This window comes from Bradyrhizobium sp. 191, assembly GCF_023100985.1.
In the GTDB taxonomy this organism is placed as follows: Bacteria; Pseudomonadota; Alphaproteobacteria; order Rhizobiales; family Xanthobacteraceae; genus Bradyrhizobium; species Bradyrhizobium diversitatis.
This window is the reverse complement of record NZ_CP064692.1, coordinates 521430-545065: the sequence shown is the minus strand read 5'-3', so window position 1 is coordinate 545065 and position 23636 is coordinate 521430. Positions and strand designations below refer to the sequence as shown.

General features: G+C 64.8%; 20 protein-coding genes. 11 read left to right on the top strand and 9 right to left on the bottom strand.

What is annotated here, in order from left to right:
• Positions 1 to 158 precede the first annotated feature (158 nt).
• From IVB23_RS02540 to tyrS, 5 genes are all read right to left on the bottom strand, one after another.
• Entirely contained in the window at positions 159 to 1853 is a 1695-nt protein-coding gene (locus IVB23_RS02540) for a methyl-accepting chemotaxis protein (protein WP_247802385.1), read from the bottom strand.
• A gap of 272 nt (positions 1854 to 2125) precedes the next feature.
• On the bottom strand, positions 2126 to 3820 hold the full coding sequence (locus IVB23_RS02535) for a methyl-accepting chemotaxis protein (protein WP_247802384.1): 1695 nt from the start codon (positions 3818 to 3820) through the stop codon (positions 2126 to 2128).
• Positions 3821 to 4185: 365 nt separating this feature from the next.
• Complete coding sequence (locus IVB23_RS02530) at positions 4186 to 4620, bottom strand: DoxX family protein (RefSeq protein ID WP_247802383.1); 435 nt, start codon at positions 4618 to 4620, stop codon at positions 4186 to 4188.
• A 218-nt stretch (positions 4621 to 4838) separates the two neighbouring features.
• Complete coding sequence (locus IVB23_RS02525; RefSeq protein ID WP_247802382.1) at positions 4839 to 6110, bottom strand: MFS transporter; 1272 nt, start codon at positions 6108 to 6110, stop codon at positions 4839 to 4841.
• Positions 6111 to 6167: 57 nt separating this feature from the next.
• Positions 6168 to 7421 (bottom strand): tyrosine--tRNA ligase, encoded by a 1254-nt coding sequence (tyrS, locus tag IVB23_RS02520; protein ID WP_197969575.1) that lies wholly within the window; start codon positions 7419 to 7421, stop codon positions 6168 to 6170.
• A 166-nt stretch (positions 7422 to 7587) separates the two neighbouring features.
• Here tyrS and IVB23_RS02515 point away from each other — a divergent pair, with 166 nt between their 5' ends.
• Positions 7588 to 8691, top strand: coding sequence for an anhydro-N-acetylmuramic acid kinase (locus IVB23_RS02515; protein ID WP_247802381.1), 1104 nt, complete (start codon positions 7588 to 7590; stop codon positions 8689 to 8691).
• 96 nt (positions 8692 to 8787) lie between these two features.
• Positions 8788 to 9465 (top strand): glutathione S-transferase family protein, encoded by a 678-nt coding sequence (locus IVB23_RS02510; protein WP_247802380.1) that lies wholly within the window; start codon positions 8788 to 8790, stop codon positions 9463 to 9465.
• Positions 9466 to 9529: 64 nt separating this feature from the next.
• On the opposite strand, the gene IVB23_RS02505 is transcribed toward IVB23_RS02510, so the two are convergent.
• A complete protein-coding gene (locus IVB23_RS02505; RefSeq protein ID WP_024337874.1) occupies positions 9530 to 10177 on the bottom strand; it encodes an alpha/beta hydrolase in 648 nt (215 codons plus the stop codon).
• Between the two features lie 338 nt (positions 10178 to 10515).
• Positions 10516 to 11370: a LytTR family DNA-binding domain-containing protein gene (locus IVB23_RS02500; protein WP_247802379.1), complete on the bottom strand. Its 855-nt coding sequence runs from the start codon at positions 11368 to 11370 to the stop codon at positions 10516 to 10518.
• 179 nt (positions 11371 to 11549) lie between these two features.
• On the opposite strand from IVB23_RS02500, the gene IVB23_RS02495 reads away from it, so the two are divergent.
• The 9 genes from IVB23_RS02495 (at position 11550) to IVB23_RS02455 (ending at position 20455) form a co-directional block, all read left to right on the top strand.
• Positions 11550 to 12743, top strand: a complete 1194-nt coding sequence (locus tag IVB23_RS02495; RefSeq protein WP_247802378.1) for an acyltransferase family protein — start codon at positions 11550 to 11552, stop codon at positions 12741 to 12743.
• Between the two features lie 48 nt (positions 12744 to 12791).
• Entirely contained in the window at positions 12792 to 13931 is a 1140-nt protein-coding gene (locus IVB23_RS02490) for a cysteine desulfurase family protein (RefSeq protein WP_247802377.1), read from the top strand.
• Positions 13932 to 14044: 113 nt separating this feature from the next.
• Positions 14045 to 15541 (top strand): Fe-S cluster assembly protein SufB, encoded by a 1497-nt coding sequence (sufB, locus tag IVB23_RS02485; RefSeq protein ID WP_061880359.1) that lies wholly within the window; start codon positions 14045 to 14047, stop codon positions 15539 to 15541.
• 132 nt (positions 15542 to 15673) lie between these two features.
• A complete protein-coding gene (gene sufC / locus IVB23_RS02480; RefSeq protein ID WP_061880417.1) occupies positions 15674 to 16423 on the top strand; it encodes a Fe-S cluster assembly ATPase SufC in 750 nt (249 codons plus the stop codon).
• A 12-nt stretch (positions 16424 to 16435) separates the two neighbouring features.
• Complete coding sequence (sufD, locus tag IVB23_RS02475; RefSeq protein WP_197969572.1) at positions 16436 to 17740, top strand: Fe-S cluster assembly protein SufD; 1305 nt, start codon at positions 16436 to 16438, stop codon at positions 17738 to 17740.
• On the top strand, positions 17737 to 18984 hold the full coding sequence (locus IVB23_RS02470; protein WP_061880361.1) for a cysteine desulfurase: 1248 nt from the start codon (positions 17737 to 17739) through the stop codon (positions 18982 to 18984). Before sufD ends, IVB23_RS02470 begins: the two co-directional genes overlap by 4 nt.
• A complete protein-coding gene (locus IVB23_RS02465) occupies positions 18981 to 19352 on the top strand; it encodes an SUF system Fe-S cluster assembly protein (RefSeq protein ID WP_028177247.1) in 372 nt (123 codons plus the stop codon). Before IVB23_RS02470 ends, IVB23_RS02465 begins: the two co-directional genes overlap by 4 nt.
• Positions 19353 to 19469: 117 nt before the next feature.
• Complete coding sequence (locus IVB23_RS02460) at positions 19470 to 19811, top strand: iron-sulfur cluster assembly accessory protein (protein WP_061880362.1); 342 nt, start codon at positions 19470 to 19472, stop codon at positions 19809 to 19811.
• Between the two features lie 194 nt (positions 19812 to 20005).
• Positions 20006 to 20455: a TfoX/Sxy family protein gene (locus IVB23_RS02455; RefSeq protein ID WP_247802376.1), complete on the top strand. Its 450-nt coding sequence runs from the start codon at positions 20006 to 20008 to the stop codon at positions 20453 to 20455.
• Positions 20456 to 20623: 168 nt separating this feature from the next.
• Here IVB23_RS02455 and IVB23_RS02450 read toward each other — a convergent pair whose 3' ends face one another.
• The gene (locus IVB23_RS02450) at positions 20624 to 21691 is read right to left on the bottom strand and encodes a GGDEF domain-containing protein (protein WP_061880365.1); all 1068 of its coding nucleotides are present in this window, start codon (positions 21689 to 21691) and stop codon (positions 20624 to 20626) included.
• Between the two features lie 165 nt (positions 21692 to 21856).
• On the bottom strand, positions 21857 to 23371 hold the full coding sequence (locus IVB23_RS02445; protein ID WP_247802375.1) for a DEAD/DEAH box helicase: 1515 nt from the start codon (positions 23369 to 23371) through the stop codon (positions 21857 to 21859).
• Positions 23372 to 23636 lie beyond the last annotated feature (265 nt).

Below are 23636 nucleotides of genomic sequence, written 5' to 3'. Positions count from 1 at the left end.
CCGCTTGCGGGAGAGGGTTGGGGAGAGGGTGTCTCCGCGATGGGAAAATCCCCTAGAGGAGAAAGCCCTCACCCGCGCCGGAGCCTGTCATCGGGCGCGCCTTCGGCGCGACCCGGTGGGCGCGACCTCTCCCGCAACCGGGAGAGGTGAACGAGCGCTTACGCCGCGCGCACGCCCGCCAGGAAGGTCCCGACCTCGCCGGAGAGCTGCTCGGCCTGCTTGGAGAGGTTCGAGGCCGCGGCGAGCACCATGCCGGCGGCGTTGCCGGTCTCGTTGGCGGCGGTGGAGACGACACCGATATTGGTGGTGACCTCCTTGGTCGCCTCCGCCGTCTGCGAGACGCTGCGGGCGATCTCGGCGGTGGCTGCGCCTTGCTCCTCGATCGCCGCGCCGATCGAAGTGGCGATGCGGCTGACCTCCTCGATGGTGGCGGTGATGCCGCCGATGGCGTCCACCGCCTCCTTGGTCGCGCCCTGGATCTGGGCGATCTTGTCGCCGATCTCGCGGGTGGCCTCCGCAGTCTGGCTCGCCAGCGACTTCACCTCGGAGGCGACGACGGCAAAGCCGCGGCCGGCTTCACCGGCGCGGGCCGCCTCGATGGTGGCGTTGAGCGCGAGCAGGTTGGTCTGTGCCGCGATGCTGGAGATCAGCTCGGCGACGTGCTCGATCTGCTGGGCGCCGTCGGACAGTGCGCGCACGATGGTGTCGGTGCGGCGGGCACTGTCGACGGCACGGCCGGTGACCTCGGCGGATTGCGCGACCTGGCGGCTGATCTCGGTGATGGAGGAGGAGAGCTCTTCGGCGGCGGCCGCGACGGTCTGGACGCGCTGGCTGGCTTCGGTGGCGGCGGAGCCGACCACGGACGCACGGCGGTTGGTGCCTTCGGCGGTCGAGGACATCGACTTGGCGGTGGCCTCGAGCTCACCGGAGCCGGAGGCCATCAGGCCGACGAGCTGGCCGACGGAGGCATCGAAGCGGTCGGCGAGGGCGATCAGCGCCTCGCGCTTCTCCTGTTCGGTGCGCGTCTTGGTAGCGGCCTGTTCGGCCTCCAGCGCGCGCGCCGTCAAGGCCGTCTGGCGCAGGATCTCAAGGGTCTCGGCCATGCGGCCGATCTCGTCGCCGCGATCGGTCTCCTCGACGGGCTTGTCGATGGCGCCTTCGGAAATCTCCTGCATGCGATTCTTCTGGCGGTCGAGCGCGCCGAGCACGTCGTGGGCGATCAGCCAGGACAGCGCCGCCATCAGCAGCATCAGGCCGATGCCGATCGCACCGAGCTGCAGTGTTAGCGCGCGCACGTCGGCGTCGATGTCGTCGACGTAGAGGCCGTAGGCGATCGCGACGTTCCAGGGCGCAAAGTGGCGCGCGAACACCAGTTTGCGAACCGGAACGGTCTCGCCCGGACGCGGGAAGAGATAGGACAGGATCGCGCCTTCAGCCGCCTGCTTGGCCGTGCTGACCGTGGCATCGCCGATCACGATGCCATTGGCATCCTTGATCCCGTTGTTCTTGCCCTCGAGCTGAGGCGCGCCGCCGTTCATCATAACGGTTGAATCGGCGGTGTAGACGACGGGATAGCCCTGGCCACCGCCAAACTTCATCTGCCGGCCGCGCAGCTTGAACTGGGCTTGCGCATCGGCGAGCGTCATCTTGCCGGCGGTCACATCGTCCTGAAGCGATTGCGCGAAGCCGTGCAGCAGATCGACTGCCGTCTGCATCTGGCGTGCGCGATCTTCGAGCATGCGGGTCTTGCTGAGATAGCTCGACCCGACGATGAGAGCGGTGACGGTGAGCGCCGCGAGACAGACCATGCTGGCGAGCTTGGTGCGGATCTTCAGGTGACTGAGCAGCGACATGACGGCCTCGGGAACGGTTGTAGAATGCTTGTTCTCGCGCAGCCGTATCAGGAAATTCTTACCATTCCTGAACGGAGAAGATGGCGCGTTCAGGCGCAGCGCAATCTGCGCAGTCGTGGACAGGCATACGCAGGCGAACGGCCGGCGCTTGCGACGACGCATTCAAAAAAAATGGATCGTGCCCGTGTTCGCGGGATCCGCCGGGTTCGATCGAGGCATCGATTCGCCGATGCACGGCGTCGCGGTCGGACCGCCCCCAGATGCTGCGCAGCTTACGCTGCGCGCACACCTGACAGGAACGTTCCGACCTCGCCGGAGAGCTGCTCGGCCTGCTTGGAGAGGTTGCTCGCTGCAGCGAGCACCATGCCGGCGGCGTTGCCGGTCTCGTTGGCGGCGGTGGAGACGACACCGATATTGGTGGTGACTTCCTTGGTCGCCTCGGCGGTCTGCGAGACGCTGCGGGCGATCTCGGCCGTGGCTGCGCCTTGCTCCTCGATGGCAGCACCGATCGAGGTGGCGATGCGGCTGACCTCTTCGATGGTGGCGGTGATGCCGCCGATGGCGTCCACCGCCTCCTTGGTCGCGCCCTGGATCTGGGCGATCTTGTCGCCGATCTCGCGGGTGGCCTCCGCAGTCTGGCTCGCCAGCGACTTCACCTCGGAGGCGACGACGGCAAAGCCGCGGCCGGCTTCACCGGCGCGGGCCGCCTCGATGGTGGCGTTGAGCGCGAGCAGGTTGGTCTGTGCCGCGATGCTGGAGATCAGCTCGGCGACGTGCTCGATCTGCTGGGCGCCGTCGGACAGTGCGCGCACGATGGTGTCGGTGCGGCGGGCACTGTCGACGGCACGGCCGGTGACCTCGGCGGATTGCGCGACCTGGCGGCTGATCTCGGTGATGGAGGAGGAGAGCTCTTCGGCGGCGGCTGCGACGGTCTGGACGCGCTGGCTGGCTTCGGTGGCGGCGGAGCCGACCACGGACGCACGGCGGTTGGTGCCTTCGGCGGTCGAGGACATCGACTTGGCGGTGGCCTCGAGCTCACCGGAGCCGGAGGCCATCAGGCCGACGAGCTGGCCGACGGAGGCATCGAAGCGGTCGGCGAGGGCGATCAGCGCCTCGCGCTTCTCCTGTTCGGTGCGCGTCTTGGTAGCGGCCTGTTCGGCCTCCAGCGCGCGCGCCGTCAAGGCCGTCTGGCGCAGGATCTCAAGGGTCTCGGCCATGCGGCCGATCTCGTCGCCGCGATCGGTCTCCTCGACGGGCTTGTCGATGGCGCCTTCGGAGATCTCCTGCATGCGATTCTTCTGGCGGTCGAGCGCGCCGAGCACGTCGCGGGCGATCAGCCAGGACAGCGCCGCCATCAGCAGCATCAGGCCGACGCCGATTGCGCCGAGCTCCAGCGTCAGCGCGCGTACGTCGGCGTCGATGTCGTCGACATAGAGGCCGTAGCTGATGGTCACGTTCCAGGGCGCGAATTTGCGTGCGAATACGGTCTTGCGGACCGGCTCGGTCTGGCCGGGGCGGGGATAGAGATAGGAGGTGACGCCGCCCTGCGCGGTCTCGCTGCCGGCCTTGATGATGGCGTCGGCGATCAGCACACCGTTGGAATCCTTGGCACCGGTGATCTTGCCTTCGAGCTGCTGATTGGCGCCGTTCACGACGAGGGAGCCGTCCTGATTGTAGACCACCGGATAGCCCTGGTTGCCGTTGAAGTTCATGCGGCGGCCGCGCTGGTGGAACAGGCTCTTGGCCTCGGCCGGCGTCAGCTTGCCGGCGGTCACTTCGTCCTGGAGTGCCTGGGCGTAGTTGTAGAGGAGCTCGACGGCGGTCCGCATCTGCTGGACGCGGTCCTCCATCATGCGGCTCTTGCTGAGCACAGCCGATACGCCGATGATGGCCGTGACTGTGAGAGCCGCAAGGCAGACCATGCTGGCAAGCTTGGTGCGGATCTTCAAATGGCTCAGCAGCTTCATCACAGCCCCTACGGAATGATTGTTATTGCTCGCATGGGTAGCAGGAAGTTCTTACCAAACGTGAACATGCGCGCGCAGAACCGCGCCGCGCGAAAGCTGCCGTGCAACCGTCTGCGCAAGCCTTCAATCAAACCGACGACAGGCGTCGGTGCGGGCCAATCCGGATGCCGGAGAGAACTGGTCTTTCGCTTTGGCGGTCAGCCAGCCTGGCAGGAGCGCTCATGAATCGATTCGTTCACCGAATCATCATGTCCGTGCTGCTCGTGGCGGTCCTCGTTCTCATCTGGAACGTGCTGGGGACTCGCTGACCGGCACCGGCAGATCCGCCGGTGCCGTCTTGCTTTCAGGTTAACCGGCGAAGCGCGTCAGCGCCGCGCATAGGCGCCGCCTGCGTCGCTCTCCTTGCCCATCGCTGCATCGACGCTCACCGAGCCGCCGCCGGCCGCCGAGAGATAGAGACAGGCGAAGCAGAACAGGATCGCGGCGGTGCCGCCGTTCAGCAGCGGCAGGAGCACCGGCGTCTCGCCCTTGAACATGTGGCCCATGAAGTAGGCGAAGGCCATTTCACCCGAGAGGATGAACGCGGTGAGCCGCGTGAACAGGCCGAGGATCAGGAGCGCGCCGAGCGCGAGCTCGATCGCGCCGGCCGTCCAGATCAGCGGCGGAATGTTGGCGAAGTAGGGAAGCACCGGAAACTTGAACAGCTTGGCGACGCCGTACTGGAACAGCAAGAGGCCGGTGACGAAGCGAAACAGGCTCAGCAGAACCGGTTGAAAGCGAGAGAGATAAGGAAAGTCCATTGGTTTGCCCTCCATCCAATGCTGCGACTTGGATCGTATTCAGTTTCGTCTCGCAAGCCACCTACGATCAATTCCGCGCTGACATTTTTGTCATGTCGGACAAAACACCGCAGGCCCGGCCTTTCAGCCGCGCGCGATCCGCCATTTTTGCGCGTTCGCCTCGGGCTCGTACGTAATATCCCGGTGACGCCAAGGGATGCAGGTTACGTCGGGGAGACCTAATCCCGCAAGGCGGGGACGACCAGGAATGGAATCATTCCGAGGATCACGCTCGCAAGTGCGAAGACCAGCAGGAGATTGGAGCCGTGCGTTGCATCGTGAATCAGGCCGCCGCTCCATGAGCCGAAGGCCGAGCCTAAGCCGCTGCCGATCGAGATCGTGCCGAAGATGGTGCCGACGCGCTTGCCGCGAAAGATCTTCATCGCGGTGGCGGTGATCAGCGGTCCGCGGGAGCCCATCATGCTGCCGAAGCAGACGACGAAACCGGTGAGCAGGATGACGTTCGGATAGTACTGCAGCAGCCAGAGCAGAACGATGCCGAGGATCGAGATCGCGTAGCTGAGCAGCACCGACGGCCGGCGTCCGATCAGTCCGTCGAGCGCGGAGACGCCGAGCATGCCGAACACCAGCACGACGCCAGAGAAGCCCCAGGCGGTCGCAGCCTGGAGCGGTGGGAAGCCGGCGTCGATCAGATAGGCCACGATCTGCGCCGCGATGGAATACATGCCGACCGCAGTGAAGAAGAAGGTCGAGAACAGCGCCCAGAAGGCATGATGACGCATCGCGCTCACGAGCGTCCAGCCGCTGTCGACGAAGTCAGGATCGCTCTTCTTGGCGACGTGCGGTGAGCCGGCCGCGAACACCCGCCAGGGCAGGAGCAGCAGCGGCACCAGCAGCCCGAGCGCGGCGAGGCCGTAGACCTGATAGGTTTCGCGCCAGCCGAGATGATCGATCAGAAGCTGCGAGGCCGGAAGCAAGGCCAGCACGCCGCCGCCCATCGCCGAATAGACTACGGCCGTGGCGGTCGGCAGCCGCGGCCCGAACCAGCGGCCGAGCAGGATCGAGTTGGGTACAATGCCGATGAAGGCAACGCCGATGCCGAGGCAGATGCCGATCGACAGCTGGAATTGCCAGAGGGCTTGCGCATGGCTGGCGATCAGGAAGGCCGAACCGAGCAGGAGCAGCCCGAGCGCATAAACGATGCGCGGTCCGGAATGATCGAACAGGCGCCCGACCAGCGGTGCGGTCAGCCCGCTGACGAGCCAGGTCAGTGAATAGATCGAGACGGCCTGGGCACGGTCCCAGCCAAGATTTTCGGAGATCGGCTTGAGGAAGACGGTGAAGCTCTCGCTAAGCCCGCGCCCAAGAACCGCCAGCGTGAAGCACAGGCCGAGCACGACGAGAGCGGTGCGCGCCGCGGTCGGCCTGGTGCTTCCAGCTTGTTCCTTGCTCGCTTCCGCTGTCGTTTCTTTGGTCGCGTTCTGGTCCATTGCCGGTCAGGAGGCGCGCTTCGGCGCGACCTGACAAGCAGTGAAAAGCTCATACGCCTATGCAGGCTTGATGAGTACGTGCTTCTTCTTGCCGAAGGACAGCTTGATCACGCCTTCCGGAGTCAGATTGCCCGTCGACAGCGCCATCTTCTCGTCGGTAATTGGCGCGTCGTTGACGCGCAGGCCGCCGCCCTTGATCTGCCGTCGGGCTTCGCCGTTGGAGGCAACGAGGCCTGCCTTGACGAAGGCGTTGAGCACGCCGAGGCCGGCGTCCAGCTCGCCACGCGGAATTTCCACCGTCGGCAGGCTTTCGGCGAGCGCGCCTTCCTCGAAGGTGCGGCGCGCGGTCTCCGCCGCTTCGTTCGCGGCGTCGCGGCCGTGCAGCAGCGCGGTTGCCTCGGTCGCGAGGACCTTCTTGGCCTCGTTGATCTCCGAGCCGCCGAGCGCCTCGAGCTTCCTGATCTCGGCGATCGGCAGCGTCGTGAACAGCTTCAGGAACTTGCCGACATCGGCGTCCTCGGTGTTGCGCCAATATTGCCAGAAGTCATAGGGCGAGAACTGGTCGGCATTGAGCCACACCGCGCCTTGCGCGGTCTTGCCCATCTTGGCGCCCGACGCGGTCGTCAGCAGCGGCGTCGTCAGCGCGAACAGCTGGTGCGTGCCCATGCGGCGGCCGAGATCGACGCCCATGATGATGTTGCCCCACTGGTCCGAGCCGCCCATCTGGAGGCGGCAACCGGTGCGCTTGGCCAGCTCGACGAAGTCGTAGGCCTGGCAGACCATGTAGTTGAACTCGATGAAGCTCATCTCCTGCTCGCGCTCGAGACGCAGCCGCACGGAGTCCATGGTCAACATGCGGTTGACCGAGAAGTGCCGGCCGACGTCGCGCAGCATCTCGATCCAGTTCAGCCTGGTCAGCCACTCCGCATTGTCGAGCATGATGGCGTCGCTCTTGCCCTCGCCATAACGGAGCACCTTTGCGAACACGCCGCGGATCGATTCCTTGTTGGCCTCGATCTCGGCGACGGTGCGCATCGCGCGCGTCTCGTCCTTGCCGGATGGGTCGCCCACCATGGTGGTGCCGCCACCCATCAGCGTGATCGGCTTGTTGCCGGACTGCTGGAGCCAGTGCAGCATCATCATGGTCAGGTAATTGCCGATGTGCAGCGAGCGGGCGGTGCAATCGTAGCCGACATAGGCGATGGCCTCGCCCTTGGCGGCGAGCGCATCCAGCCCCTCGACATCGGAGCACTGGTGGATGAATCCTCGTTCCTGCAGGATATTGAGGAAATCCGATTTAAATGCAGTCATCTGTCGGCATGCCCAACAATTCTTGGTTTACTGTTTCGGGAGCAATTTAAGGGTCTTGCGTGGGAACCCGATTGGCCGCCCGCCACTTGGCGCGTTGGCATTATAAGATGTGTCCCTCTGGCACAAGATCGGCAGGCCAGGGCGGGTCTCTTGAGGACGCTGATCCATGATGTTGACGGCACTCGGTCTCATGAGCGGCACCTCGCTGGACGGGGTCGATGTCGCATTGATCGAAACCGACGGAAAACAGGTGAAGGCGTTCGGGCCGACCGGCTACCGAGCCTACAGCCCGGCCGAGCGCAACCTGCTGCGCCAGGCGCTGAGCGAGGCCGTGCATCTGCAGCAACGCGACGTCCGCCCGGGCATACTGGCCGATGCCGAGCGTGCGGTGACGCGGGCCCATGCCGAGGCGGTCACCGCCTTCCTCGCCCAGAACCGCATGAGACCGGAGGACATCGACATCGTCGGCTTCCACGGCCAGACCGTGCTGCACCGGCCCGAGAAGCGGCTGACGGTGCAGATCGGCGATGGGCCGGCACTGGCCAGGGCGATCCATATTCCCGTCATGTATGATTTCCGCGCGGCCGACGTCGAGGCCGGCGGGCAGGGCGCGCCCTTCGTGCCGGTCTACCACCGGGCGCTGGTCCAATCGCTGCAGCGCGAGGGGCCGATCGTCGTGGTCAACATCGGCGGGGTCTCCAACGTGACCTATATCGACGGCAACGAGGCGCTGATTGCCTGTGACACCGGCCCGGGCAATGCGCTGCTGGACGACTTCATGTACCGCACCATGAACCAGGCGTTCGATGCAGAAGGCAAATTCGCAGCGCTCGGCAAGGTGGACGAAGCCTGGATCGCGCGGGCACTGGAGCTGCCGTTCTTCGCGCTGCCGCCGCCGAAATCGCTCGACCGCAACGATTTTGCCGCCCTGAAGCTCGGCGACGTCGCGCCGGCCGATGGCGCTGCGACCCTGACCGCCTTCACCGCGGCGGCGATCGCCCGTGTCATCCCGTTGTTGCCACGGCGGCCACGGAGCTGGATCGTCTGCGGCGGTGGCGCCCGCAACCTCACCATGCTGCGGATGCTGCGGGAGCGGGTGGGGTCAGCCACGGTCGAGGCCGCCGAGACGCTCGGCTGGGCCTCCGATGCCATCGAGGCGCAGGCCTTCGGCTTCCTCGCCGTCCGCGGCATGAAAGGTCTGCCGTTGTCCTATCCGGCGACCACGGGCGTGCCGATGCCGATGACGGGTGGGGTCATGGCGCGGCCCTGAGATCGCGGCCAATTAATGCAGATGCATTGATCTTGACAAGTGCATGCAAATGCATCTAGATTGGATGCATCTGCATCTAGCCGCCGGGATGACGCCATGACCGCCTCGCTCAAACTGATCAGCCACAAGCTTTGTCCCTACGTGCAGCGCGCCGTGATCGCGCTCGAGGAGAAGGGCGTGCCGTTCGAGCGGATCGACATCGATCTCGCCAGCAAGCCCGACTGGTTCTTGAAGCTTTCGCCGCTCGGCAAGGTGCCGGTGCTGGTGGTGACGACGGAGAAGGGCGAGGTCGCGCTATTCGAGAGCAACGTGATCTGCGAGTACATCGAGGAGACGCAAGGCGGTGCGCGGCTGCATCCGGCGGATGCTCTCAAGCGGGCCGAGCATCGCGCCTGGATGGAGTTCGGCTCGGCGATCCTCGGCGATCTCTGGGGCGTGGAAACCACAAGCGATCCGGCGACCTTCGAGAACAAGCGTCAGGCGCTCGTTGCGAAATTTGCGCGCGTCGAGGCCGCGCTCGGCACAGGTCCCTTCTTTGCCGGCGGGGCGTTCAGTCTCGTCGACGCCGTGTTCGCGCCGATCTTCCGCTATTTCGATCTGTTCGACGAACTGACCGAGCACGGCATCTTCCGCGATGTGCCGAAAGTTCGTGCGTGGCGGGCCGAGCTCGCGAAACGTCCGAGTGTGCGCAGCGCCGTCGGCGCGGACTATCCGCAATTGCTGCGCGCCTTCCTCGTGCGGCACGACGCGCATCTGCTCAAGCTTGCGGCCTGAGCGCGCGCCGATGTCGCCGTGCTGATAGGGATCGTCGCGCTCAAGCTGGCTTGAGCTGCATCCTTCACCGCACGTTGGCGAGACGCATGTCCAAATACGCCGTGATGGTCTCCATCAAAGGCTCGAGCTTGGCGTCGAAGAAATGGTTGGCCCCGGGGATGATCTGCTGGTCGATCACGATGCCCTTCTGCGTCTTCAGCTTCTCGACCAGCGTGTTGACGTCCTTGGGCGGCACCACCGCGTCCTTCTCGCCATGCACGATCAGGCCCGACGACGGGCAGGGCGCGAGGAACGAGAAGTCGTAGAGGTTCGCGGGCGGCGCGATCGAGATGAAGCCTTCGACCTCGGGGCGGCGCATCAGGAGCTGCATGCCGATCCAGGCGCCGAAGGAGAAGCCTGCGACCCAGCAGGCGCGCGCTTCGGGATTGATGGTCTGCGCCCAGTCGAGCGCGGCGGCTGCATCCGACAATTCGCCGGTGCCGTGGTCGAACGAGCCCTGGCTGCGGCCGACGCCGCGGAAATTGAAGCGCAGCACCGAGAAGCCGCGATGCGCGAAGGCGTAGTAGCACTGGTACACGATCTGATGGTTCATCGTGCCGTGGAACTGCGGATGCGGATGCAGGATCATCGCGATCGGCGCGTTCTTCTGCTTGGCCGGGTGATAGCGGCCTTCGAGACGGCCCGCAGGGCCGGTAAAAATGACTTCAGGCATGGATGTCTCTGATTTAAGTCCCTTGGAGGTGATCCCTGCGCAATCAACCGACTGTGGCTCCATCAGCGTTGCGACCGACCGGAGCACGAATGAGGGTGGAGAGGCGCGCCCTCGGATGATGCGCGAGTGGCGCGCAGGTGAACTGACGCGCGCGTTCTAACACGAGGCAAGGGTCAAAAAGCAAGCTTCTTCGACATCTCTCAATGGGCTCAACAGCTTAGCCAGTCATGGCAGCGTCATCTTCGGCCTGTCGCCCCTGATCGGGACCTGCCCGAGTTCAACGGGAGAACGGCAGGAGCCGGCCGCGCTGCCACAGGGCAGCGCTCAACCAATTGGAATCACGACTGTTTCGCCGGTCGATCGTCGGTGGTGATTCCCGCCGGGGCGGTTCGACTTCCGAGCGAGGCGGCCGCCCGCCGGTAACGCCGGCTGCCGCCGAGCGTCTGGCCGTTGTCGAAGGCGAGCTCGAAGTCTCCTGAAGGCTTGAGGTCCACGCCGCGCACCCGGTCGAGATTGGCAAGCCTCGTCCGATGAACGCGGACGATGGAAAAACGCGCCAGCTCGCTTTCCGCGGCTGCCAGCGTGCCCCGAATGAGGTGCTGGGTGCCGTCGGCGAGGCTGTACTCGATGTAGTTACCGGCGGAGGCGACCCAGAGGATCTCGCGCGGCACCACGCGAATGCGGCTCGCGCCATCGCGCAGCCAGATCACATCCGGCGATGAAGCCTGTTGGGGGGGCGGTGGTGCCGGCGGAGCGGCCGCGGCGCTCTTCAGCTCGCGGCGGCTTTCGAGCAGCCAGATCGTGCCGGCGATCAGGACAGCCGCCACGGCATCCTTGCGGAATTCGTAAAGGACCGTCGCAAGCGAGAAACGGAAATCGTAGGCGCCTCCTGCGAGCCAGAGCGCAAGCTTCCGCACCCAGACCATGCCGCTGATGTGGAGCGCCGAAAAGCCGAGCAGGGTGATCGCCCCGATTGCTGCGCGGGCGGCAAGGCCGGGCGTTCGGCGCATGCGGCGGACCGCCAGCACCAGGATCGGCAGCAGCAGCAGGATGACGGCAATGCTCGACATCTCCCAGAACAGCCGCCGGCCGATGTCGTAGCTGTCGCCGCGCCAGGCCGCGTCCTGAGCGAACGAAAACGCGTTGACGATTCCTATCGCGAGCGCGACGGCCGCGATCGCTGCGAACATCATGCGGTCGCCGCCGCTGATCCCGAAAGGCCCGCGACTCGTCCCGGCCGCGGGCGGCTCGTCCCCCCGTGTCCGATTCTGATCCCAAACCGGCTCGACGCGCGCCGCCGGCGGAGCATTTTCGGTGTCAGCAGCCATGGCCCGGAAACCGCGTTCGTCGTCCCGTCAAGGAGCAGAATACCATGCCAACACCACAGCAATCCCAAAGCTCGGACAGGCGCATCGATCTGGACTGGGTGCGGATTTTAGCCTTTGGGCTGCTGATCTTCTACCACGTCGGCATGCTCTACGTGTCCTGGGGATTTCACATCAAGAGCGTGCACCGGCTCAGCTGGCTGGAACCGGTGATGCTGTTCCTCAACCCCTGGCGGCTGTCGCTGCTGTTTCTGGTGTCCGGGGTTGCCACGCGCTTCATGCTGGACAAGTCAAGTCTCGCCTCGATGGCCGGTGCACGGTCGGCGCGGCTCTTGATCCCGCTGATCTTCAGCATGCTCATCATCGTGCCGCCGCAGTCCTACCTCCAGATCGTCGAGAGCCTCGGCTATTCCGCGGGCTTTTTCGATTTCTACGCCCGGCACTATTTTGCCTTCGGGGCGCAGTTCTGTCCGAACCCCTGCATCGTGCTGCCGACCTGGAACCATCTCTGGTTCGTGGTCTATCTGTGGGTCTACACGATGGCCTTGCTGGGCGTGCTCGCGCTTTGGCCGGCCGGCGCCGACTGGCTTGGCCGCAAGCTGGCCGTCTTGCTCGCGGGACCGTGGCTCCTGATCGTGCCGTGCCTGCTGTATGTGGCTTGGCGTCTGGTGCTGTTCCCGGCCTTCCCGTCGACGCATGCGTTGTTCGGTGACTGGTACAACCACGCGGACCACGCCACGGCCTTCCTGATCGGTTTTCTCATGGCGAAGCAGGAAGGGATCTGGCGCAACGTCGAGGCCCGGCGCTGGGTGGCATTGGTCGCTGCGGCCGTCTGCTTCTCGGCCTTCATCCTGGTTCGGGCCGGTCTGTTTGCGCCATCGCCGGCGCTGAAGTGGGCCGCCGCCTCGGCCTATGGTGGCTACCAATGGCTCGCGATTGCAGCCGTGCTGGGCTTTGCGCGGCGCTACTTCACAGCCGACGGTCCCTTGCGTCGCTATCTGACCGACGCGATCTTCCCGTACTACATCGTGCATCAGACCGCGATCATCGTGATCGCGCATCAACTGCATGGCACCGGTATGCCGGCCGGGATCGAGGCGTTCATCGTTATTATTGGGACCGCACTCACATGTGTGACGACCTATGAAATCGTCCGGCGCATCGCCTGCCTGCGGCCGCTGTTCGGATTGCGGCCGGTGCCGCGGACGGTTCTCAGGACGGAGCGGCATAAGCCGGCCTGATGCGCTCCGTCCGGTTGGCCCGCTGGCAAAAGGTGTTAAGAGAGCGAGATGCCGACACGTGTCTATCTCGACTGGAACGCGACTACGCCGCTGCGCCCCGAGGCGCGGGCGGCGATGGTTGCGGCCTATGACCTCGTCGGCAATCCGTCATCGGTCCATGCCGAAGGGCGGGAGGCGCGACGGTTGGTCGAGGAGGCGCGCGCCGCGCTTGCGGCCGCAGTCGGCGCGCTGCCACGGAACGTTATCTTCACCTCCGCTGGAACCGAGGCCAATGCGCTGGCGCTCTCGCCGGGTCTGCGGGGGCCCTCGGGCGGCCCCGTCGAGCGGCTGCTGGTCTCGGCGGTCGAGCATGCTTCGGTGCTGGCCGGCGGCCGGTTCCCGCCGGACAGGATCGGCTTGATCCGGGTCACGCGCTCCGGCGTGGTCGACCTCGAGGATCTGAAGGCAGAGCTCAAGGACGGCCCGCCAGCTCTGGTTTCAATCATGGCCGCCAATAACGAGACCGGCGCGCTCCAGCCCGTCGCTGAGGCCGCAAGCGTCGCCCATCGGGCCGGCGGCCTCCTGCACGTCGATGCAATCCAGGTGCTTGGTAAAATCCCGTTCGATATCAATAAGGTAGGGGCAGACCTTGCCACCTTTTCTGCGCACAAGATCGGCGGCCCCAAGGGGGTCGGCGCATTGGTGATGGCCGAGGGGATCGTCGGCCTGGAGCCGGTGCTGCGGGGCGGCGGGCAGGAGCTCAGCCGTCGGGCCGGAACCGAGAATGTCGCGGGGGTCGCCGGCTTCGGGGCGGCGGTGAAAGCCGCGCTTCAGGCTCTACCGGAGGATGTGAAGCGCATGGCAACTCTTAGAAATCGTTTGGAAAATGGCCTGCGTGGCGTTGCCAGGGTGACGGTCTTCTCGGACGACGTGGAACGCTTGTCAAACACCTTGCTCTTCACCGCACCCGATCTGAAGGCCGAAACCGCCGTGATTGGCTTCGACCTGGAGGGGATCGCGGTCTCCTCCGGCTCCGCCTGCTCCTCTGGCAAGGTCCAGCCGTCCCACGTCCTGTCGGCCATGGGCTATGACCCCGCGGTCGCCCAGGGAGCGGTGCGGCTCAGTTTGGGCTGGTCCACGGGACCAGAAGACATCAATAGGGCGTTAGAGGCTTGGCGAAAGCTTGGTAATACCCTACTTAAGGGCTAAGCGACGAAACACGGCTCGAATGGTTCTAAGCCCGTGCTTTCCGCAGAGAAATATCGTAATACTCGACCGAGTTTGATCCACCGCGGTCCTTGAAACCGCGAGCGGAGGATGGAATGCCAGCCGTACAAGAGACGGTCGAGCGCGTGAAGCGCATCGACGTCGACCAGTATCGTTATGGGTTTGAGACCCTGATCGAGTCCGACAAGGCCCCCAAGGGTCTGTCGGAAGAAACCGTCAAGTTCATCTCCGAGAAGAAGAACGAGCCCGCCTGGATGCTGCAATGGCGGCTGGAAGCCTATCGGCGCTGGCTGACCATGACGGAGCCGACCTGGGCTAGGGTCGACTATCCCAAGATCGACTTCCAGGACCTCTATTACTACGCGGCGCCGAAGCCGAAGAAGACGATCTCCTCGCTCGACGAGATCGATCCGGAGATCCTCAAAACCTACGAGAAGCTCGGCATCCCCTTGCGGGAAGTCGCCATGCTCGAAGGCGTCGAGCCGAAGCCCGGCGAAGAGGACCCGGCCCGCCGCAAGATCGCGGTCGACGCGGTGTTCGATTCGGTCTCGGTTGCGACCACCTTCAAGGCCGAGCTGAAGAAGGCCGGCGTGATCTTCATGCCGATCTCGGAGGCGATCCGCGAGCATCCTGAACTGGTGCAGAAATATCTGGGATCGGTGGTGCCGACCTCGGACAATTTCTACGCGACGCTCAATTCGGCGGTGTTCTCCGACGGTTCGTTCGTCTACGTGCCGCCGGGCGTGCGCTGCCCGATGGAGCTGTCGACCTATTTCCGCATCAACGAGCGCAACACCGGCCAGTTCGAGCGCACGCTGATCATCGCCGACAAGGGCGCCTACGTCTCCTATCTCGAAGGCTGCACCGCGCCGCAGCGCGACGAGAACCAGCTGCACGCCGCCGTGGTCGAGCTCGTCGCCCATGACGACGCCGAGATCAAATATTCGACGGTGCAGAACTGGTATCCCGGCAATGCCGAAGGCAAGGGCGGTATCTACAATTTCGTCACCAAGCGTGGCGACTGCCGCGGCAACAATTCCAAGATCTCCTGGACCCAGGTCGAGACCGGGTCTGCGATCACCTGGAAATATCCGAGCTGCATCCTTCGCGGCGACAATTCCCGCGGCGAGTTCTACTCGATCGCGATCTCGAACGGCTATCAGCAGGTCGATAGCGGCACCAAGATGATCCATCTCGGCAAGAACACGACGAGCCGGATCATCTCCAAGGGCATCGCCGCCGGCAAGTCGCAGAACACCTATCGCGGCCTCGTCACGGCGCACCGGAAAGCCACCGGCGCGCGCAACTTCACGGCCTGCGATTCGCTGCTGATCGGCGACAAATGCGGCGCGCACACCGTGCCCTACATCGAGGCGAAGAACTCGTCGGCGACGTTCGAGCACGAGGCGACCACCTCGAAGATCTCCGAGGACGTGCTGTTCTACTGCATCCAGCGCGGGCTCAGCCAGGAAGAGGCGGTCGGCCTCGTCGTCAACGGCTTCGTCAAGGACGTGCTGCAGCAGCTGCCGATGGAATTCGCAGTGGAAGCGCAGAAGCTGATCTCGATCTCGCTGGAAGGGTCGGTCGGCTAGCTCGGACCTCATCCTGAGGAGGCCGCGCAGCGGCCGTCTCGAAGGATGGATACCGGAAAGATTGTTGGCCTCAATCCTTCGAGACGCGCCTTGCAGCGCTCCTCAGGATGAGGGGATAGATGGAAAAACATGATGGCTTTGCTTGAAGTGAAAGACCTCAAGGTTCGTGTCGAGGAGCGTGAGATCCTCCACGGGCTGACGCTGACCGTGAATGAAGGCGAGGTGCACGCGATCATGGGGCCGAACGGCTCCGGCAAGTCGACGCTCTCGCACGTCATCGCCGGCAAGCCCGGCTATGAAGTCACCGACGGTCAGATCCTGTTCAAGGGCGAGGATCTCCTGGAGATGGCGCCGGAGGAGCGCGCCGCGAAGGGCGTGTTCCTGGCATTTCAGTATCCGGTCGAGATTCCCGGCGTTGCCACCATGACCTTCCTGCGTACCGCGCTGAACGCGCAGCGCAAGGCGCGCGGCGAGAGCGAGTATTCGACGCCTGACTTCCTCAAGAAGGTCCGTGAAGTCTCGAAGTCGCTGAACATCCCGCAGGACATGCTCAAGCGCGGCGTCAATGTCGGATTCTCCGGCGGCGAGAAGAAGCGCAACGAGGTGCTGCAGATGGCGCTGTTCGAGCCGAGCCTGTGCATCCTCGACGAGATGGATTCCGGTCTCGACATCGACGCGCTGCGCATTGCGGCCGACGGCGTCAACGCGCTGCGCTCGCCGGGGCGCGCGATGGTCGTGATCACCCACTATCAGCGGCTGCTCAACTACATCGTGCCCGATTTCGTGCACGTGATGTCGAGAGGCCGTGTCGTGAAGAGCGGCGGCAAGGAGCTGGCGCTGGAGCTGGAGGCGTCCGGTTATGCCCAGTTCGAGGCCGCGTAAGGATTTTTGAAGATGAACGTTGCTGTGGCAAAGACCGGAGGCGGCCGTGCGGTGAGCGACCTGTTCGCCAGCGCCGAAGGCCGCTTGTCGGGATCGCCTGATGTGATCGCGGCGCGCCGCGAGGCGTTCGAGAGTTATGAGCGCCTCGGCCTGCCGCACCGCCGGATCGAGGAATGGAAATATACCGATCTGCGCGCCTTGGTCGGCGAGGTGCTACCGCTGGCGGCTGCACCCGATGCGGCCGCGCTGAAGCGCGCCTCGGACGCGGTGAAGGCGCATGCGATCGAAGGCGCCCGCAAGCTGGTGCTGGTCGACGGCGTGTTCGCGGCCGAACTCTCCGACGTGAAGGCGCTCGCATCCGAAGTGAGCCTCATGACGCTGCGGGAGGCGCTGCAGAAGGATGCCGGCGTCCTGAAGACCGTATCCACCGATGCCGTCATCGCGCTGAACGCGGCGCTGGCGACCGACGGCGTAGTGCTGTCGATTGCGGATGGTGCGCAGCTCTCTGCGCCGGTCCAGATCGTCCATGTGGCGACCGCCGCGTCGGTCTCGGTCTTCACTCGCTCGCAGGTGAAGGTCGGGAAGGGCGCCCGCGCCACCATCATCGAGAGTTTCGTCGCAGCCGGTGCAAAGACCTACCAGGTCAATGACGCCGTCATTATCGCGGTCGCCGACGACGCCGACGTCGCCCACATCCGTCTGATGGACGACGCGCCCGATGCGGTGAACATCACCTCGCAGTTCGTCACCGTGGGTGCCAACACCAAGCTCAATTTCTTCAACATGACCAGCGGCGCCGCGGTCAGCCGTTTGCAGGGCTTCATCACGCTGGCGGGCGAGGGCAGCGAGCTCTCCATCAACGGCGTGAACCTGTTGCAGAAGACCGAGCACGGCGACACCACGCTGGTGGTCGACCATGCCGTGCCGAACTGCGTCAGCCGCGAGATCTTCCGCGCCGTGATCGACGACCGCGCCCATTCGGTGTTCCAGGGCCGCATCATCGTCCGTCCGGACGCGCAGAAGACCGACGGCAAGATGATGACCCGCGCGCTGCTGCTCTCGGACGAGGCCGAGGCGGACAACAAGCCCGAGCTCGAGATCTTTGCCGACGACGTCTCCTGCGGCCACGGCGCCACCGCCGGCGCGCTGGACGACACCTTGTTGTTCTATCTCAAGGCGCGCGGCCTGCCGGAGAAGCAGGCCCAGGCGCTGCTGATCCAGGCCTTCGTGGGCGAGGCGATCGAGCAGATCGCCGACGATGGTTTGCGCGAGCATGTGATCGGCATGGCCGAGCGCTGGCTGGAGCGGCGATCATGAGCCCCCATCCGGCAGTCAAGAACGGCGCCTATGACGTCGCGCGCGTGCGCCAGGATTTCCCGGCGCTCGCTTTGCAGGTCTACGGCAAGAATCTGGTCTATCTCGACAACGCCGCCTCGGCCCAGAAGCCGCAGTCGGTGCTCGATCGCATGACGCAGGCCTATGCGAGCGAATACGCCAACGTGCATCGCGGCCTGCACTACCTCGCCAATGCCGCGACCGAAGCCTACGAGGGCGGCCGTACCAAGGTGGCGCAGTTCATCAACGCGCCGCGCACCGAAGAAGTGATCTTCACCCGCAACGCGACCGAGGCGATCAACCTGGTCGCGTCCTCGTGGGGTGGGCCGAATATCAAAGAGGGCGATGAGATCGTCATCTCGATCATGGAGCACCACTCCAACATCGTGCCGTGGCACTTCCTCAGGGAACGCCAGGGTGCCGTGATCAAATGGGCGCCGGTCGACGACGAGGGCAATTTCCTCATCGACGAGTTCGAGAAGCTGCTGACGCCGAAGACCCGACTTGTCGCGATCACGCAGATGTCGAATGCGCTCGGCACCATCGTGCCGGTCAAGGAGGTCGTGAGGATCGCCCACGCCCGCGGCATTCCCGTGCTCGTCGACGGCAGCCAGGGCGCGGTGCATCTGCCGGTCGACGTCCAGGACATCGGCTGCGACTTCTACGTCTTTACCGGTCACAAAGTGTATGGCCCGACCGGCATCGGCGTGCTCTGGGCCAAGTACGACCACCTCGTCGCGATGCGCCCCTACAATGGCGGCGGCGAGATGATCCGCGAGGTCTCGCGCGACATCGTCACCTATGGCGACCCGCCCCACAAGTTCGAGGCCGGCACCCCGCCCATCGTCGAGGCCGTCGGCCTTGGCGCCGCCATCGACTACGTCAATTCGATCGGCAAGGAGCGCATCGCCGCGCACGAGCACGATCTCACCACCTATGCCCAGGAGAAGCTGCGCGAGATCAACTCGCTGCGGCTGATCGGCACGGCGCGGGGCAAGGGCCCGGTGATCTCCTTCGAGCTCAAGGGCGCGCACGCCCACGACGTCGCGACCGTGATCGACCGCCAGGGCATCGCGGTACGCGCCGGCACCCATTGCGTGATGCCGCTTTTAGAGCGGTTCAACGTGACGGCGACATGCCGCGCCTCGTTCGGCATGTATAATACGCGGGAAGAAGTCGATCATCTGGCACAGGCGCTGCTGAAGGCGCGGGATTTGTTCGCATGAGTGACACGGCCGAAATCAAAGCCAATCCGATGGAGACCCACTCGGCGCTGCCGCCGGAGGAGACCGAGCGTCTGACCACCGAGATCATCGCCGGGCTCAAGACCGTCTTCGATCCAGAGATTCCGGCCGACATCTACGAGCTCGGCCTGATCTACAAGGTCGAGATCAAGGACGACCGCTCGGTCGACGTGCTGATGACGCTGACGACGCCGAACTGTCCGGCCGCCGGCGAACTGCCGACCATGGTCGAGAACGCGGTCGCCAGCGTCCCTGGCGTCGGCGTGGTCGACGTCAAGGTCGTCTGGGAGCCGCCGTGGTCGCCGGAACGCATGAGCGACGAGGCGCGGCTCGTGCTCAACATGTGGTGACGCCACCACCGGCATTGAATTCGCGCCGCAACGGACCACATCACTGATATGACCCAAATTTCGTCAGGCTCGACACCAGCATCCACCCCGAAGTCACGGCGGCCGCGCCCGCAGGTGATGCGGCTGACGGACGCCGCCGCCCAGCGCATCAGCGAGCTGACCCAGCGTGCCGATTCCGAGATCGTAGGTCTCCGCGTCGGCGTGAAGAATGGCGGCTGTGCCGGTCAGTCCTACACGGTCGAATACGCCCACGAGATCCGGCCGACCGACGAGGTCGTCGAGGACAAGGGCGTCAAGATCCTGGTCGATCCCAAGGCCGTGCTGTTCCTGCTCGGCACCGAGATGGACTACAAGGCCGACAAGATGCAGGCGCAGTTCGTCTTCAACAATCCCAACCAGGTCTCCGCCTGCGGCTGCGGCGAGTCGGTCGAGCTGCGTCCGGCCAAGATCGACGGGTAATTAGCTCAACTCTCCCGTCTCGTGTCCCGGACGCGCTGCAGCGTCATAGCGCGTCGAAGACGCGCGTAAACGCGCTTATGGCGCTGCTGCGCAGAGCCGGGACCCACGCTATACTTCCCGTCGCAGAGGGACTGGGCCCCGGCTCAGCAGCGCATCGCTACACGCTGCGCTGCGTCCGGGGCACGAGGGTGCGTATGGACCGCGAATTCCTGATCGACCTGTTCGCCGATTTTGGCCCCGTCACCATCCGCAAGATGTTCTCGGGCTACGGCATCTCCGCCGACGGCGTCAATTTCGCGCTGTCCCTGCGCGCCGGCCTGTTCTTCCGCGCCGACGAAACGACCATTCCGGACTTCGAGGCCGAAGGCTCAAAGCCGTTCCAGTATTCGACCCGCGCCAAAACCGTGGTGGTCAACTCCTACTGGGAACTGCCCGCTCGCCTGTTCGACGATTCCGCAGAGCTTGCACAATGGGCGAGGGCGGCCCTCGCCGCAGCCCAACGCGCCAAGGTGAAGAAGCGGCCTAAGGCGAAGAACGCGGCGAAAAAGACGGCGGCGAAGAAAGCGCAGCCGAGAAAGGCCGAGGCTAGGAAGCGGCGGACTGAGAAAGCTGGGACCGAGCGACGCGTCCGCCGCAGGTCGTAGCGCGGAGGCGGACCCGCCAATCAAGCCAAACTATGCTCCATTGTCGCCGTCATTCCGGGGCGCGGCGTAGCCGGGAGCCCGGAATCCATAACCACCATCGTGAGTATGGATTCCGGGCTCGCGCCCAAGAGGCGCGCCCCGGAATGACATCGATAAATGGATTGGGCCTCACGCCACGCGGCTGGGTGTCTCGGCCGCGTATTCCGGATCGGCTTCGCAGATCACGCGGTTGCGGCCATTGCGCTTGGCGGCGTAGAGGCAGGCATCCGCACGCTCGATCAGCGCGTCGGTGTCGTCGCCCTCCCTCAGCATGGAGACTCCGACGGAGATGGTGACGCGGCCGAGGATCTCGCCGGTCGATTTCTTCTTCAATTCCTTCGCCATCACGGCGCGACGGATGTGGTCGGCCACGGTGAGAGCCTGGCGCAGCGCGGTGTTCGGCAGCACGACCGCGAATTCCTCGCCGCCATAGCGTGCGGTGATATCCTGGCCCTTGATGGTCTGCTTCATCGAAAGGCCGACGAGCCGCAGCACCTGGTCGCCGGTGAGATGGCCGTAGGAATCGTTGAACGACTTGAAGTGATCGATGTCGAACAGCAGCAGCGAGAGCGGCTCGCCCGAGGCGAGCGCGTTCTGCACGGCCATGCCGATCATGCGGTCGAAATATTTGCGGTTGCCGAGGCCGGTGAGGGGATCGGTCAGGCTCTCGGCGCGAATCGCTTCCAGGCTCTGCTGGAGATTGCTGATCTCGTTCTTCGACAGCGTGAGCCGGTCTTCCAGCGCCTTGTTGGTCTCGCGCATCTCGCTGGTCGAGCGCAGCAGGGCCTCGACGATCGTCTTGAGCTGGTCGCGGCTCTTGGCCGACGACAGTTTCTCGGTCGCGCCCGACAGGCTGGCGTCGTAGGCGCTGGTCATGCCGAGCGCGTCGCCCAGGACCTTCATCACGTCGTCGATCTCGCCGATGACGCGCGCGCCGACCTTGTCGATGCGGTCGGTGGTCTTGATGTGGGAGAGATAGGTCTCGTAGATCTGCTCGAGATCGGCTTCGGTCAGCTTGCCGCTGCGCGCCAGCGTCTCGTTGATGATCTTGTTGAGCGGCGCGTTGTAGCCGGTGGCGTAGACGTACCAGATCTCGTAGTTGCGGGGAATTGCCGTCTGCCGAAGCGATCGGATCTGACCGAGCGCCACCTCGGCGAACGCCATCGTGCGTTCGTGTTCATCGAGCACCTTGATCACGGAACATACCCCACAGCGGCCGGCGCGCCCCCGACCGCAGCAATGCTTAAATTATGTTCGTAGGCTAACGGACGATCGTGAACGCCCCGTAAATATACGTTCACGAAGGTGTCTAATAAGGTGTGCCGCGGGTTTGCTCAACCGGAATCTCGAGCGCGTTGCGCTTCAGGCGCCGGCGGGCGAGCGTACCGGCCGCAGCAGAAACGCCGGCAGATGCGAGTGATCGCCCGGCTCGGTGTCGACTTCCCGCTGGCGGCGCGGTTCGGGACGGCCGATCGAGGGGACATGCGAGATGTTGGCTTGCTGGCGCGCTTCGTGACGCGGCTCCGCCCGGCGCTTGTCGTCAGACCGATGCCGTGATTCGGCGGGCTGTCGCGGCTCCGCAGGAGGCCTCGTTTCGGCAGCATGCCTTGCCTCGCCTCGCGCGTCGCGCGGCTCGTGGCTGCGCTCACGGTCGCGGCCGCGTTGCGGCTTGCCGCGGCCGCCGCGTGAACGTTCACGGCCGCGCTGCTCGCGCGGACGCTCGCTCGCATCGGATGCCTCGGCCGAGACTTCGTAATCGCCTTCGGCGCGCGGAATGCTCTGGCCGATCAGCTTTTCGATCGCCATCATCGACTTCTGGTCGAGTGGTGTCACGATCGAGATCGCGGTGCCGGTGCGGCCGGCGCGGCCGGTGCGGCCGATACGATGAACGTAGTCGTCGGCGTGATGGGGAACGTCGAAATTGAAGACGTGGCTGACTTCGGGAATATCGAGGCCGCGGGCGGCGACGTCGGAGGCGACGAGCAGCGGCAGCTCACCCTTTCGGAACTGTTCGAGTGCGGCCGTGCGGGCCGACTGGTCCATGTCGCCGTGCAGTGCGCCGACACTGAAGCCGTGCTTCTGAAGCGACTTGTGAACGATGGCGACCTCGCGCTTGCGATTGCAGAAGATGATCGCGTTCTTGAGGTCCTTGGCCTCGCGAAGCAGACGGCGAAGCAGCTCGCGCTTCTCATGCGCCTCGCGTCCGGCAGGTACCTGGGCTTGCGTGACGGTGACGGCGGTGGTGGCGGGCCTGGAGACCTCGATCTTCTGCGGATTGTGCAGGAAGGCTTCGGTGATGCGCCGGATTTCCGGGGGCATCGTTGCGGTGAAGAACAGGGTTTGCCGGGTGAAGGGGACGAGCTTGCAGACGCGCTCGATGTCGGGAATGAAGCCCATGTCCAGCATGCGGTCGGCCTCGTCGATGACGAGCAGCTCGACGCCGGTGAGCAGCAGGCCGCCGCGCTCGGTGTGGTCGAGCAGGCGGCCGGGGGTTGCGATCAGCACGTCGACGCCGCGCATCAGCTTGGCATCCTGATCGCCGAAGGAGACGCCGCCGATCAGGAGGGCGACGTTGAGTTTCTGGCCGGCGCCGTAGCGGTCGAAGTTTTCCTTCACCTGGGCCGCAAGCTCGCGGGTCGGCTCGAGGATCAGGGTGCGCGGCATGCGCGCCCGGGCTCTGCCCTTCTCGAGGATGGTGAGCATCGGCAGCACGAAGGCCGCGGTCTTGCCGGTGCCGGTCTGGGCGATGCCGAGCACATCCTTGCGTGCGAGGACGTGAGGGATCGCCTGTTCCTGGATGGGGGTGGGATTGGTGTAACCGGTGGCCGCCACTGCGGCGAGGACTTTTTCGGATAGTCCGAGATTTGAAAAGGACATTGAGCCTCTGGTCGAAACCGCCGTTCGGAATCGAGGGTAATTAAGGCTGTCGCGTTCCACCCCGAAACGGCGCGCTCTCGAAGAAGCTGGGGGTGCTGACTCACGCGAACAAAGCGCAAGGCTCAGGAATCGCTCGTCGATCTGAGCCGCGTCGCACTGGAACATAGGGGGGAATTGGCCAAAGTCAATGGAGCAGGCGCGGGAAGGCTCTAAAAAACCTGAGGTTTTTGCCCAAATCGCGGGCGCTGCTGGGATTTTCCGCTCT